Here is a 12,614-nt window from a genome sequence, read left to right on the forward strand (position 1 = left end):
TTATTTAAACGGGTTATCACCGTTTGGGGCATCTCCTCGTGTGGGAAGTACTTTGTAACCGATAGCCTGTAACTGCTTGTTCAGCATGGCAAGACCTTCGGCAGCTTCGGCACCGAGAGAAGCTTTGTTATTATATAATGCATATTTTATTCGTTCTTCGCAAGGCGAGAGGTTAGGCATCACCACGTTGGCACCTGCCAGTATACCTCGTTCGCGCCCGTCGGGTGCAAGGGTGGCCAAGGCCGTAGTAGCCGGAATGAGTGCATCGGGCAGCATCAGCCGGAAGATGGAGAGTAACCGTAAAGTCTGCTCTATGCTTCCCGGCGCGGATGTGCCGAAAGGTGTATCCTGATGAGGGATAAAAGGACCTATGCCGATCATCTGCGGGCGGAAACATTCGATGAACCTGATGTCTTCGATGAGATGATCGGTCGTCTGCCCGGGGCTGCCTACCATTATTCCTGTCCCTGTCTGGTAGCCTATCTCTTTTAACCAATGCAAACATTGTATCCGGTTTTGTTGTGACATTTCTGCCGGGTGCAACAGCTTGTAATGTTCTGCGTTAAATGTCTCGTGACGCAGGAGATAACGATTGGCTCCTGCACGGAAAAAACGCTCGTATTCTTCCCGGGTCTTTTCTCCCAAAGACAGGGTAATGGTACAATCGGGGAAGCGGTTTCTTATGGCGGCTACGGTCTCTTCCACCCATTCGGACGATTGTGCCGCATCTTCTCCTCCCTGCATTACAAAGGTACGGAATCCCAACTCGTATCCTTGCGTGCAACAGTCGAGGATCGTTTCACGGCTGAGGCGATATCGCTCTACTTGTGGATTTCCTTTTCGTATTCCACAGTAATGGCAATTGTTCCGGCAGCAATTGCTGATTTCAATTAGTCCACGGATATAGATATTATTACCAAAACGTGCCTGTGTCACTTTCTGTGCCTGTCGGTGCAGATATGTGGTGACATCGACATGGGTGCAGGTCAGTAGTGCCTTGTATCCCTCGGGCGGGAGGGTATGTTCTTGTTTGAGACGGTCAACCCATATTTTCATAAGATTCTTTGCGTTTAAGCAAGCTCTGTACCAATTGCCGGCGACCGGAAACAATATCGTTGTGCGTACTCGGTCCGGTGATACAACCGCCCTCACAAGCCATTACCTCGATGAATTGTCCGGCGGCTTTGCCCGTTTTGGCGCATGCCCGGAGCAAGGCGATATTCTTTTTGTTTATATCGGACACTTGGATGGCGTTGATCTTGTCGGCTTCTTCTTTCAGGTAAGCTTTTACCGCTCCCATTACACCACCTGCCTGGGCAAATCCGTGTGCTTCGCGCACGGAAGTGTATGCCAGAGAGAAAGGTTGAGCCTGTTCCAACCGGATATCCATACCGTCGAGGATGGAACCTATTTCTTCAAATGTCAGAATGAAATCTATTGCTTCATCACGACGTATCTCCTGACGTTTTGCCACGCAAGGACCGACGAATACGATTTTTGCATCCGGGTGCTTTTCTTTTGCAATACGGGCTGCATAGTACATGGGCGAGCCGGTGGTGGATACGTAAGGTTTTAAATCGGGAATGTGCTTTTCTACCAATTCGATATACGACGGACAGCAGGAAGTTGTCATAAATGCTTGTCCTTCTTCCAACTTTTCCAGTAACTCATGGGCCTCATTGCTGGTGGTATCCATGGCCCCTTGTGCCACTTCGATCACATCTGTGAAACCGATCTCCTTGAAAGCGCCGTATACGTGTTCTATATCGGTTTTGAACTGTCCGAGGATGGAAGGAGCAATAATCGCTACCATCTTTTCTCCTTTACGTATGTGTTGCAGAACATCGAAGGCTTGTGAGATTTCGAAAATGGCACCGAACGGACAAGCGTTCATACACTTTCCGCAATAGATGCATTTGCTCTCGTCGATGTGTTCGATACCCCGTTCGTCTTTACTGATTGCCTTGACAGGACAAGCTTCTTCGCAAGGCACAGGAATATAGACGATGGCATGGTACGGGCAGCTTTTATGGCAGATGCCACAACTGACGCAAGTGTCATGGTCAATCATTGCTTGTCCGTTTTTCTTAAAACGGATGGCATCTTTGGGGCAGTTCATATAGCAACTGCGTGCCACGCACCCCCGGCAGAGATTGGTTATTTCATAATTGATTTGTACACAGGAAGAACAGGCTTCATCTATTACGCACAGGATATTCTCTTTAGTACACGTTTCGCGGTCTAATGCTTGACGGGCGTATTCGGACAAGGTAGTCAACTCATCCTTTTCATCTGCCATGTCCAGTCCCAACAAGGGGAGGCATTTGTATTTCCATACAGCGCGCTCTTTGTGGATGCAGCACCGTCCCAATGGTTTTGATTTACGGGGGCTCAATTCAATGGGAAGCCGGTCGATTTTGTCTGTTAATTCATCTTTCTTCCATAGTCTTACGAGGTCGGCCAGCAGTTTGTGGCGGACAATCATAACGTTGTTAGTAAATGCCATAATGTCTTTTTAGGGTTGTTAGGGACTGCAAAGATAATGAACAGTTTGCTGAAAAACTAATATTCGTTAAAGATGATTGTCATGCCAACTTCAAACAATTGTAATATCCCATGTGTTTCTTTGCACTCAACCGAATAAATTATTATGATAGGGCTTTTTAATGATTGTTTCCCTCCGATTATGGATGGGGTATCGCTTACTACACAGAATTATGCTTATTGGCTTCATAAAAAAGCCGGCAATGTTTGTGTTGTGACTCCTAAAACACCGGCTGCAAAAGATAAAGAGGCATATCCGGTGTATCGTTATTCTTCTGTTCCCATTCCTATGCGTAAACCGTATCGGTTGGGGTTTCCACGTATTGACTGGCCTTTTCACGAACGAATCAATAAACTCTCTTTTGAACTGGTGCACGCGCATTGTCCTTTTTCATCCGGTTCGCTTGCTCTGAAAATAGCCAAAACGCAGCATATTCCTTTGGTAGCTACATTTCATTCTAAGTACCGTTCTGATTTTGAGAGGGTCATTCCTTGCAAAGCTCTGGTTGACTATCTGATTCGAAGCATTATTCGTTTCTATGAAATGGCAGATGAAGTATGGATTCCACAGGCGGCGGTAGAAGAAACTTTGCGTGAATACGGGTATAAAGGTAAAGTGGAAGTCGTTGATAATGGCAGTGACTTTGCTGGGAATATCCCAGTGGAACAGTTACGGCGTTCGGCAAGGGATAAACTGCGGTTACCTTCCGATGAATTTATGTTTTTATTCGTGGGACAGCATATCTGGGAAAAGAATCTGGAATTTTTGTTGGAGGCCTTGGCTGAAATCCGAACACTTCCTTTTCGGATGTATTTTATCGGTTCGGGATATGCTGCTTCCGAACTGCGGAGGAAAACAGAGGATTTGTATCTAACGGATAAGGTGATTTTCATGGGAAGTATAACAGAACGTGAGCGGTTGAAGTTGTATTATGCGGCAGCAGATTTGTTTCTTTTTCCTTCTTTATATGATAACGCTCCGTTAGTTGTTCGTGAAGCAGCCGCATTGCATACTCCTTCGTTACTGATCAAAGGTTCCACTTCGGCAGAGGTAATACATGATTCTGTCAATGGATTCTTGAGTGATAACAGTGTTACGGCATATGCATCCCGTATCAGTCAGTTATTAGAGACCCCACAATTGATAGCGGAAGCCGGAGAGGCGGCTTCACACAGTATAGCCCGCTCATGGGAAGATGTGGCAGAAGAGGTATACGATCGGTATGTTAACCTTATCCATCGCAGCGGAAATTGAAAGACGACGTGATGGGTAATACGATAAAAACCTTTAAAATCTCTTATGTGTTTCTGCCTGTTCTTATAGGATTGGTTGTTGTAAGTTGGCTTTTCTATAGGGATTTTAATCCGGAGTTGTTTTCCGGACTTCATTTTTCCTGGCGGATGTGTGGAGGAATCTTATTGGCTTTTTTATTTATATTCGGTAGAGATTTTGGGGCAATGGTACGTTTGCGTTGGCTTAGCGACGATACGCTTACCTGGCGTCAGGTTTTTAATGTGAACATGCTTTGTGAGTTTACTTCGGCTGTTACCCCTTCGGCTGTGGGCGGGGGAAGTCTCATTGTTTTATTTCTCAATAAAGAAGGGGTTGATGCCGGAAAAAGTACGGCATTGATGATTTCCTGTATTTTTTTAGATGAGTTGTTTTTTGTATTTGCTTGTCCTGTTGCATTGCTTTTGTTTTCTTTTGACGAACTTTTTGGCAGTATCGGTGTCATCTCTTCAGGAATTAAAGCATTGTTTTTTATCGTTTATTCTTTGATTGTTTTTTGGACGTTATTATTATATGTGGCTTTGTTTCACCGCCCTGAATGGGTGAAACGTTTGTTACTGGCGGTTTTCCGTATTCCACTGCTTTACCGTTGGAAAGGAGCTGTCGAGACGCTGACTGATAATCTTGTCATCAGCTCTCATGAGATGAGTCATCGTTCATTGCTTTTTTGGCTAAAGGTTTTTGGGATGACTTGCATTTCATGGATGTCACGCTATCTGGTGGTCAATGCATTGTTGGTTGCTTTCACGACAAACGGGCATCAATTATTGGCTTTTGTCAGGCAGCTTATTCTCTGGATTGTGATGACTGTCAGTCCCACACCGGGTGGTAGCGGTGTAAGCGAATATATGTTTCGGGTATATTATGCCGACTTTTTTACTATCGGTGGAATGGCTTTGCTTGTTGCTTTTATCTGGCGGATGATAACCTATTACATGTATCTTTTTATCGGAGTCTGTATATTACCCGGTTGGCTCAGAAAGTTGAAAACGTAAGTGAACTGTCACGTTTCTGTAAGGAAGATGTAAGATTCCGGCTTTATTTTTGTACTATGAATAATCAAAGAAAGAAATTACGATGGGTAAAAACGATTTGGTACGAAAAAGTCATTTTGCTATGGTGAGTACATTGATGGCCATTATAAGTTTGGTATTCCTTTTCTATATGGGTAGTTCGCTTATCGATTTTACAAAGAAGTACCAAAACCGGACGATAGAGATTGCAACTCGATAGAAGAATATAATGGCTGTTACCTATGTGCTTCATATTTATAAAATGTATGTTTTCTCTTCGAAAGGGTTTCTCGGATTGCCCCGTTTTCTCGGATTAATTGATAAAAGGAGAAAGCATAGGATGTGTTTTTTATGCTTTCCCCTTTATCGGTTGATATATATCGAGTATGTTGAATTGTAGTTAGAACATAAACATGGCTACTCCCACAACACGGTGATTGCTGATGGAATGGGTATCTTTGATTTTTCCGTTTGAAGTATCCATCGAACCATACCAGGCTGAACTGAATGTATATTCAAGTCCGAATTTCCAGTGAGCTACATTGTAAGTCAACTCAGCTCCCACGGTCGTGAGTTGATCGACATCAGTTCCTGTACCGTATAATTGGGTTACAGAATCCCCGGTCCCTAAATTCTTGATATATCCGAGGAAAACTCCCGGTTTCCACTTTTTGCCATATACCACATTCACCCATGAACTGGAGTTTAAGATAGATGCATACTCTTGTTTACCGGTCTTTGCGTCTTTGGATTTTATGCCGTAACCGCCTAACATGGAGGTTTGTGTCAGATTACTTCCTAATACGCTTTTTGCAGCAACAAGCCAGTTTGCATTGCTGTATTTCAGATGTGCTTCGTATGAGAGGGTGGTAATACGTTCGTTTACCTTATAAGTATTATAGTGTTTTTTTTCCGGTGTCGATTCCGGTGTCTCCACTTTTGATTCTGTTCTGGGCTTGATGGATAATAATTCGATACCTGCACCTACCAACCAGTTTTTTCCTTTGTAATCTGCTCCGGCATAAATCTCCGGGATGCAACTGTTTTTAATATAATTCTGGCTTTTTACATTATCCGGACCCACTGACAAGTATTGCGATTGCCAAATGGCAGCACCTGTCAATTGAAGATTCTTGTTAGTGTATTGATACCGTATTTGCGGTGCCCGGCTGAATGGCTGGAAAGGAGCCCCCACCGAGAGGTTTAATATTTGTGGGGAGACATCACCAAACAGGGGATGCCAGGTCTGTCCCATCAGGAGGGCTGACTTGCCCCAATCCAAATTTAGATAGGCATGGCGTACGCGTACAGTGGAAAAAGTGGTTCCCGAACCTCTGAAATCGACTTCCACTTTGGCGGATGTTTTGGCATTTCCCAATTTCGGCCCTGCCACGTCTACTCCCAAACGAGTATATAAAACATAGAAGCTTCCGTTGGCTGTAGCATTCAAATCTTTTCCATCTGCATCCGGGAGTTTATCCAATGGATACATATAGAATAATCCGTCCACCGTTTCTTTATTGGCGCGGCTGTTGTAAAATAAATCCGTACGGATTTGCCCATAGAATTTGTATTTGAAATCTTTCTTTTGGGCAAAGCCGTTCATTGTTACCAAAAGGCAAATTGCGAGTAGTAATTTCTTTTTCATATGAATGTGTGCGTAAATGACGTGCAAAGGTACATAATTTATTCCTAATTCGTCAGCCACATCTGCGTCATTTTGTCAGTCTTTCGCTGACAAACAAACATATTTTGATTTTGGCACGGTTTTCGCAATCTGTTTTTCGTTCGTTTGAAACGGACAGATTAATAATATAATTATGTATAACATATAAAACAAAAAAGTAACTATGAACATTAAACCATTGGCAGACAGAGTGCTGATACTCCCTGCACCTGCAGAAGAAAAGACAATTGGCGGTATCATTATTCCTGATACAGCAAAAGAAAAACCTTTGAAAGGTGAAGTTGTGGCAGTAGGTCACGGTACAAAAGATGAAGAAATGGTATTAAAAGTAGGCGATACGGTTCTTTATGGAAAATATGCCGGAACAGAACTCGAAGTGGAAGGTAGCAAATACCTTATCATGCGTCAAAGCGATGTTCTCGCTGTTTTGGGTTAATTAAAATAGTAGATTGTAAATTATTAAATAGTAAATAGAGATGGCAAAAGAAATATTATTCAATATCGATGCCCGTGACCAATTGAAAAAAGGTGTCGATGCTTTGGCAAATGCAGTAAAAGTAACACTGGGTCCGAAAGGACGTAATGTCATTATTGAAAAGAAATTCGGAGCTCCTCACATCACTAAAGACGGTGTGACGGTGGCTAAAGAAATCGAATTGGCAGATGCTTATCAGAATACCGGTGCCCAACTGGTAAAAGAGGTAGCTTCTAAAACAGGTGATGATGCTGGTGACGGAACAACGACTGCAACAGTTTTGGCTCAGGCAATCGTAGCTGAAGGTTTGAAGAATGTAACAGCCGGTGCAAGTCCTATGGATATCAAACGCGGTATTGACAAAGCTGTTGCCAAGGTGGTTGAATCTATTAAGAATCAGGCCGAAAAGGTAGGTGACAACTATGACAAGATAGAGCAAGTAGCTACTGTTTCTGCTAATAATGATCCGGTAATCGGTAAACTGATTGCTGATGCAATGCGCAAGGTCTCTAAAGACGGTGTTATCACTATTGAAGAGGCGAAGGGTACTGACACTACTATCGGTGTGGTAGAAGGTATGCAGTTCGACCGTGGTTATTTATCTGCTTACTTTGTAACCAATACAGAGAAGATGGAATGTGAAATGGAGAAACCATACATTCTGATCTATGACAAGAAAATCTCTAATCTGAAAGATTTCTTGCCTATTTTGGAACCTGCTGTACAGACAGGACGTCCTTTATTGGTGATTGCAGAAGATGTTGACAGTGAAGCATTGACCACATTGGTTGTAAACCGTTTGCGTTCTCAGTTGAAGATTTGTGCAGTGAAAGCTCCGGGCTTCGGTGACCGCAGAAAAGAAATGCTGGAAGATATCGCTATCTTGACAGGCGGTGTGGTTATCAGCGAAGAAAAAGGATTGAAACTGGAACAGGCTACTATCGAAATGTTGGGTACAGCCGATAAGGTTACGGTTTCTAAAGATAATACGACTATCGTAAACGGTGCCGGTGCAAAAGAGAACATCAAGGAACGTTGCGATCAGATTAAGGCTCAGATTGCTGCTACTAAATCGGATTATGACCGTGAAAAATTACAGGAACGTCTGGCTAAATTGTCTGGTGGTGTAGCTGTTCTTTATGTAGGTGCTGCTTCTGAAGTAGAAATGAAAGAGAAGAAAGATCGCGTAGACGATGCCCTTCGTGCTACTCGTGCAGCTATCGAAGAAGGTATCATTCCGGGTGGTGGCGTAGCTTATATTCGTGCTATCGATGTTCTGGAAGGTATGAAGGGTGATAATGCCGATGAGACAACCGGTGTGGAAATCATCAAGCGTGCCATTGAAGAGCCGCTTCGTCAGATTGTAGCTAACGCAGGCAAGGAAGGTGCTGTAGTAGTTCAGAAAGTTCGTGAAGGCAAAGGTGACTTTGGTTATAATGCCCGTATGGATGTTTACGAGAATCTGCATGCTGCCGGTGTAGTCGATCCTGCTAAGGTTGCTCGTGTAGCTTTGGAAAATGCTGCTTCTATTGCCGGTATGTTCCTTACTACCGAATGTGTAATTGTAGAGAAAAAGGAAGATAAACCCGAAATGCCGATGGGCGCTCCCGGAATGGGAGGAATGGGTGGAATGATGTAATATTATCCCATAATTTTAAGAGGAAAGCCGCTTCAGTTTGTTTGAAGTGGCTTTCTTTTTTTTAGTAGTTACACTATTTCTTCAAGTTGTTTCTTATTGCCGTATAAACACGTTTTATACTAACTTTGGCTAACATATTATAATGAAAAAAAGTATCCCGTTTAACGTATGCTAAGAACAGTAATATATTGAGTTGTAAGACGGTCGTTATGTTAAAAATGCTGTGTGAAATAGAAAATTATTGCTTTTGCAGTAACAATGTTTGCGCAATTTTGTTAACTTTAATCGATGAAATGGTAACCGATTGTATTACAACCTTTAAATTATTGTATTAAATTATGGATAAGATGGAAATTGGCTTGAATGCCGGGAAAGTTTGGCAGTTGCTAAGCAACAATGACAAATGGAGCTACGGGAGCCTTAAAAGGAAATCCGGGCTCAAAGATAAAGAGTTGGGGGCAGCTTTAGGTTGGTTAGCCAGAGAAGATAAAATTGAGTTTGAACAACAAGAAGACGAACTTTATGTTTTTCTGTGTGTAAATGTGTATATCGGCTAATTGATGCTTTTTAGATAGAAAATAAGAGGGTACAGAAAGTCTCTTTAAAAAGACTTTACCCCTGCTACCGATGTTGTGTTGTAGTAGGGGTAAGGTTCTTAGCGAAGAATTTTTTATATATTTTCCGATTCTTATCGGTCTTCTTTCTTTTTATTCATTTTGTTCTCGATGAGGAAAGCGGTAATCAGGCCGGCACCTCCAAAAAGCAGAACACTGGAGCCATAAACGATGCCGACTATTTGTCTCGCATTCCAACTGAGGTCACTGGTAGCAAGATAATCGGGTATGGCAGATGCACAAATAAAAAAGCCAATCAATAACCCCAATCCGATACCTAACATCAGGCAGCCTCCTTTCAATGTACTAAAAGAATAATGGTTGTAAATGGGTAGGGAAAACTTTCCTTTCCAATCGGCTGCTGAAATCTTATCGCCCAATTTTTCAATGATAGCCATGCGTTCTCGTCTGCATGCAAATAGTTCGAACAGTTTATAAATTCCTAATGTAATAATTCCCATGATGAGTGGAACCATAATAAAATCCATCATAATCGTATGTTTTTAAGTGAATAATTTCGTTCTTTGTACTGTTTGACGCGATACAGTGAAAAAGGTTACAGTAAAATTGAATTTATTTATCGGGATGATTCCTGTATCCTAAAAGGTATGGGTCCTGTTTTAATTTTGCTCAAAAGAAGCTGATAAAGCTTTTAAGGGAAAATTCAGACAGACTTTTAGGTTATTTCTGTAACCTTTTTCTGTAAACTGCGTCTAACCGGATATCATGGTACAAAACGAAGAGACACGGTATATTGCACGGATTTTGGATGGAGAAACGGAGTATTTTTCTGTTTTACTCGATCGTTACAGTCGTCCGCTCTATTCGTTGATCGTGCAAATAGTCGGTTGCTCTGAAGATGCGGAGGAGCTTGTACAGGATGTTTTCTTAAAAGCTTTCCGGAACCTGAGTAATTATAAAGGAGAGTGTTTGTTTTCTACGTGGATTTACCGGATTGCTTATAATACGGCCATATCCGCAACTCGTAAAAAGAAGCAGGAGTTTTTCTATGTGGATGAAAATACCATTAACAATGTGCCTGACGATAAAGCAGACGATATACTTTGTCTGACGGATGATGAAGAACGGATAGCGAAACTAATACATGCGATTGATCGCTTGACTGCAGAAGAGAAAGCGTTAATTACCCTTTTTTATTATGAGGAAAGATCAATGGAAGAGATTAGTGAGATTTTAAAGTTGTCGTCTGGAAATGTAAAAGTGAAGTTGCATCGGACGCGTAAGAAAATCTATTTATTAATGAATGAGGAGAGCCGTTATGGAAACAAAAATCGATAATACATTGAAACAAGTGCTTGAAAAGAGAAAATCCGGAAGTCTGTCTTCCAATTTCACTTTTCGTATGATGGAACAGATACGCGTAGAGGCAGTAAAACAGGAAAGACGGAAAAAGAGGAATCTGCTTTTCTCTTTATTGGCTGCTTTGTTTGTGATGTTGGGTACTTTAGTCTACTATTTGTTTTTTTATTTAGATTTCAGTCCATCGGATTTTATGCTTCATTTGAAGCTGTCTTCAACCTCTTTCCCGTTAATAGCTTTCTATGCTTATATTGCGTTATTGGCTTTGGGGCTTTTAGGGATAGATTATTGGATCAGGAGAAAAAAATCAATATATAAATAGTATCGCATATGAAAGAGATAGACAGATTTGTTAGTAAGTTGGATTTTGACCAGCTTTTAGAAAAGATAAAAGATTGGGGGAAAACTCTTGGACGTACTTCCATGCGTCCTGTGCTTTCTCTTTATTATGTATTGAAGAGTCCTGATACACCCTTGTCAGATAAACTTTTGGTTGTTTCTGCACTCTCTTATTTAATATTACCTGTTGATTTGATATCTGCCCGGCGATTCCCTGTTTTGGGCTGGATAGATGAAATAACAGCTGTAACGATAGCATATAAGAAAGTGAAAAAGCACATAACCCCTGAAATAGAATCCGAAGTAGACAATATTCTGGAAAAATGGTTTCCTGAATTAAAATATGAAATATTACTTTAGTTTATCACCATTAAAGTAAAGAAGAGGCGGCACATGATTTTCTGATGAGATAGAAAATTTTGTGCTGCCTCTTTTTTATTGAGAGGAAAATTTAAACCGGCTCTTAATAGATGTTTGGATAAATAGGATTTATATTTTTCTTAAAATGTATTGTTAATATCTTTTAAGGATATGGAAAAATCAAGATATGACACTACCCGTTTTTTCATATTGACTGTCTGATTGTTGGGGAGGTACCAATACCTTAAACAAATTATGTCCTATTATGAAAAACAATCGTAGTTACAGGAAACTATATATCGTTTTCTTTATTATCGTTTTGCAGGGTTATTCTCCTTTGACTTTCTGTCAGGATAATGTTATCGATAGTGGGTTCAAACAGCTTTTTAGCGGTTCACAATTACAGGATCCGGGTAATAAGCGGGATAGTATTGGGCAGTGTATGCAGATGATGTATGAGTATCATTATTATGTTTCATATATTGAGTTCTATGGGTGCGATCATTTTTCATGGTATCCGGCTTTTAATTATCCAGACTTTATGGATTGGCTTTTTAATCAGAAAAAGTAAATAATTAGACTTTTTGTTATTAGTATGATTGGATTTATTTATCTTTGAAATACAACAATTAAATCTTTTACTTAATTTGACTAAATGACAGGTGTACCTGGAGATTAACTATGACTATGAGTAACAAAAATGATATTATTACGGATAATAATGTCATGATCTATTTGAGAGAAGGAAATGAATATGCCTTTCGTTTTATTTTTGATAAATACTATGATTTCTTATGTATGGTTGCTGACAGTTATCTAAGAGATGAGTACATTTCGGAAACGATAGTGGGAGATATCATTTATAATTTGTGGGAAATAAAAGACAATATTGATATTAAGTATTCTCTGCGCTCTTATTTAGTGAGGAGCGTGAAGAATCGTTGTATTAATTATCTGCAGCAGGAATATATTCAACGGGAAATAAGTATTAATCAATATGAGGATAAAGCGGCAATAGAAGAATTATTTTTCATAGAGAACAAGCATCCGTTAGAAAGCTTGCTGGAACAGGAGTTGGAGAATAAAATAAATTCGATAATTAATGAATTGTCTCCCGAATGCCGGGCTGTATTTAAAATGAGCCGGTTTGACGGTATGAAATATGAAGAAATAGCGAGTGAACTGAATATTTCGGTTAATACAGTGAAATATCACATGAAGAATGCATTAGGGAAACTACGGTTAGAGTTGAAAGACTATATACTGTCAATTCTGGTGTTTTTAACGTTACTTTAATGATTTTGAAATAAAATCGTCATATTAGACTACACA

Annotated in this window: 15 protein-coding genes; 11 read left to right on the plus strand and 4 right to left on the minus strand. The window is 40.7% G+C overall.

Features of this window, described 5'->3' with window-relative positions; translation table 11 throughout:
* Both hydE and HMPREF1532_RS11505 read right to left on the minus strand, forming a co-directional pair.
* Positions 1-1,056, minus strand: a complete 1,056-nt coding sequence (hydE, locus tag HMPREF1532_RS11500) for a [FeFe] hydrogenase H-cluster radical SAM maturase HydE (RefSeq protein WP_005929424.1) — start codon at positions 1,054-1,056, stop codon at positions 1-3.
* Complete coding sequence (locus HMPREF1532_RS11505) at positions 1,040-2,506, minus strand: monomeric [FeFe] hydrogenase (protein WP_005929426.1); 1,467 nt, start codon at positions 2,504-2,506, stop codon at positions 1,040-1,042. Before HMPREF1532_RS11505 ends, hydE begins: the two co-directional genes overlap by 17 nt.
* A gap of 144 nt (positions 2,507-2,650) precedes the next feature.
* On the opposite strand from HMPREF1532_RS11505, the gene HMPREF1532_RS11510 reads away from it, so the two are divergent.
* From HMPREF1532_RS11510 to HMPREF1532_RS21525, 3 genes are all read left to right on the plus strand, one after another.
* Positions 2,651-3,799 carry a glycosyltransferase gene (locus tag HMPREF1532_RS11510; RefSeq protein ID WP_005929428.1) on the plus strand — a complete coding sequence of 383 codons (1,149 nt, stop codon included), beginning with the start codon at positions 2,651-2,653 and terminating at the stop codon, positions 3,797-3,799.
* 11 nt (positions 3,800-3,810) lie between these two features.
* Positions 3,811-4,830 (plus strand): lysylphosphatidylglycerol synthase transmembrane domain-containing protein, encoded by a 1,020-nt coding sequence (locus HMPREF1532_RS11515; RefSeq protein ID WP_005929430.1) that lies wholly within the window; start codon positions 3,811-3,813, stop codon positions 4,828-4,830.
* Positions 4,831-4,912: 82 nt separating this feature from the next.
* Entirely contained in the window at positions 4,913-5,068 is a 156-nt protein-coding gene (locus HMPREF1532_RS21525; protein WP_005929432.1) for a hypothetical protein, read from the plus strand.
* Between the two features lie 180 nt (positions 5,069-5,248).
* Here the strand turns inward: HMPREF1532_RS21525 and HMPREF1532_RS11520 are convergent, their stop codons facing one another.
* Complete coding sequence (locus HMPREF1532_RS11520) at positions 5,249-6,496, minus strand: DcaP family trimeric outer membrane transporter (protein WP_025819872.1); 1,248 nt, start codon at positions 6,494-6,496, stop codon at positions 5,249-5,251.
* A gap of 202 nt (positions 6,497-6,698) precedes the next feature.
* Here HMPREF1532_RS11520 and HMPREF1532_RS11525 point away from each other — a divergent pair, with 202 nt between their 5' ends.
* The 3 genes from HMPREF1532_RS11525 to HMPREF1532_RS11535 all read left to right on the plus strand — a co-directional run bounded on the left by HMPREF1532_RS11525 (position 6,699) and on the right by HMPREF1532_RS11535 (position 9,206).
* Positions 6,699-6,971, plus strand: a complete 273-nt coding sequence (locus HMPREF1532_RS11525; RefSeq protein ID WP_005929439.1) for a co-chaperone GroES — start codon at positions 6,699-6,701, stop codon at positions 6,969-6,971.
* A 40-nt stretch (positions 6,972-7,011) separates the two neighbouring features.
* The gene (gene groL / locus HMPREF1532_RS11530; RefSeq protein ID WP_005929441.1) at positions 7,012-8,649 is read left to right on the plus strand and encodes a chaperonin GroEL; all 1,638 of its coding nucleotides are present in this window, start codon (positions 7,012-7,014) and stop codon (positions 8,647-8,649) included.
* Positions 8,650-8,987: 338 nt separating this feature from the next.
* Entirely contained in the window at positions 8,988-9,206 is a 219-nt protein-coding gene (locus HMPREF1532_RS11535) for a winged helix-turn-helix domain-containing protein (protein ID WP_025819875.1), read from the plus strand.
* Positions 9,207-9,337: 131 nt separating this feature from the next.
* Here HMPREF1532_RS11535 and HMPREF1532_RS11540 read toward each other — a convergent pair whose 3' ends face one another.
* Positions 9,338-9,751: a DUF6249 domain-containing protein gene (locus HMPREF1532_RS11540; RefSeq protein WP_005929447.1), complete on the minus strand. Its 414-nt coding sequence runs from the start codon at positions 9,749-9,751 to the stop codon at positions 9,338-9,340.
* 238 nt (positions 9,752-9,989) lie between these two features.
* Here HMPREF1532_RS11540 and HMPREF1532_RS11545 point away from each other — a divergent pair, with 238 nt between their 5' ends.
* The 5 genes from HMPREF1532_RS11545 (at position 9,990) to HMPREF1532_RS11565 (ending at position 12,578) form a co-directional block, all read left to right on the plus strand.
* Complete coding sequence (locus HMPREF1532_RS11545; RefSeq protein WP_005929451.1) at positions 9,990-10,562, plus strand: RNA polymerase sigma factor; 573 nt, start codon at positions 9,990-9,992, stop codon at positions 10,560-10,562.
* Positions 10,543-10,905: a hypothetical protein gene (locus tag HMPREF1532_RS11550; RefSeq protein WP_025819878.1), complete on the plus strand. Its 363-nt coding sequence runs from the start codon at positions 10,543-10,545 to the stop codon at positions 10,903-10,905. Before HMPREF1532_RS11545 ends, HMPREF1532_RS11550 begins: the two co-directional genes overlap by 20 nt.
* An 8-nt stretch (positions 10,906-10,913) precedes the next feature.
* The gene (locus HMPREF1532_RS11555; RefSeq protein WP_005929455.1) at positions 10,914-11,282 is read left to right on the plus strand and encodes a YkvA family protein; all 369 of its coding nucleotides are present in this window, start codon (positions 10,914-10,916) and stop codon (positions 11,280-11,282) included.
* Between the two features lie 265 nt (positions 11,283-11,547).
* Positions 11,548-11,853 carry a hypothetical protein gene (locus tag HMPREF1532_RS11560; protein ID WP_005929458.1) on the plus strand — a complete coding sequence of 102 codons (306 nt, stop codon included), beginning with the start codon at positions 11,548-11,550 and terminating at the stop codon, positions 11,851-11,853.
* Between the two features lie 116 nt (positions 11,854-11,969).
* The gene (locus tag HMPREF1532_RS11565; protein ID WP_025819883.1) at positions 11,970-12,578 is read left to right on the plus strand and encodes an RNA polymerase sigma-70 factor; all 609 of its coding nucleotides are present in this window, start codon (positions 11,970-11,972) and stop codon (positions 12,576-12,578) included.
* Positions 12,579-12,614 lie beyond the last annotated feature (36 nt).

This window comes from Bacteroides salyersiae WAL 10018 = DSM 18765 = JCM 12988 (assembly GCF_000381365.1).
Taxonomy (GTDB): Bacteria; Bacteroidota; Bacteroidia; order Bacteroidales; family Bacteroidaceae; genus Bacteroides; species Bacteroides salyersiae.

Coding starts and splice junctions, on each gene's coding strand:
- hydE (WP_005929424.1), bottom strand. CDS start 1,056: ATGAAAATATGGGTTGACCGTCTCAAACAAGAACATACCCTCCCGCCC.
- HMPREF1532_RS11505 (WP_005929426.1), bottom strand. CDS start 2,506: ATGGCATTTACTAACAACGTTATGATTGTCCGCCACAAACTGCTGGCC.
- HMPREF1532_RS11510 (WP_005929428.1), top strand. CDS start 2,651: ATGATAGGGCTTTTTAATGATTGTTTCCCTCCGATTATGGATGGGGTA.
- HMPREF1532_RS11515 (WP_005929430.1), top strand. CDS start 3,811: ATGGGTAATACGATAAAAACCTTTAAAATCTCTTATGTGTTTCTGCCT.
- HMPREF1532_RS21525 (WP_005929432.1), top strand. CDS start 4,913: ATGGGTAAAAACGATTTGGTACGAAAAAGTCATTTTGCTATGGTGAGT.
- HMPREF1532_RS11520 (WP_025819872.1), bottom strand. CDS start 6,496: ATGAAAAAGAAATTACTACTCGCAATTTGCCTTTTGGTAACAATGAAC.
- HMPREF1532_RS11525 (WP_005929439.1), top strand. CDS start 6,699: ATGAACATTAAACCATTGGCAGACAGAGTGCTGATACTCCCTGCACCT.
- groL (WP_005929441.1), top strand. CDS start 7,012: ATGGCAAAAGAAATATTATTCAATATCGATGCCCGTGACCAATTGAAA.
- HMPREF1532_RS11535 (WP_025819875.1), top strand. CDS start 8,988: ATGGATAAGATGGAAATTGGCTTGAATGCCGGGAAAGTTTGGCAGTTG.
- HMPREF1532_RS11540 (WP_005929447.1), bottom strand. CDS start 9,751: ATGGATTTTATTATGGTTCCACTCATCATGGGAATTATTACATTAGGA.
- HMPREF1532_RS11545 (WP_005929451.1), top strand. CDS start 9,990: ATGGTACAAAACGAAGAGACACGGTATATTGCACGGATTTTGGATGGA.
- HMPREF1532_RS11550 (WP_025819878.1), top strand. CDS start 10,543: ATGGAAACAAAAATCGATAATACATTGAAACAAGTGCTTGAAAAGAGA.
- HMPREF1532_RS11555 (WP_005929455.1), top strand. CDS start 10,914: ATGAAAGAGATAGACAGATTTGTTAGTAAGTTGGATTTTGACCAGCTT.
- HMPREF1532_RS11560 (WP_005929458.1), top strand. CDS start 11,548: ATGAAAAACAATCGTAGTTACAGGAAACTATATATCGTTTTCTTTATT.
- HMPREF1532_RS11565 (WP_025819883.1), top strand. CDS start 11,970: ATGAGTAACAAAAATGATATTATTACGGATAATAATGTCATGATCTAT.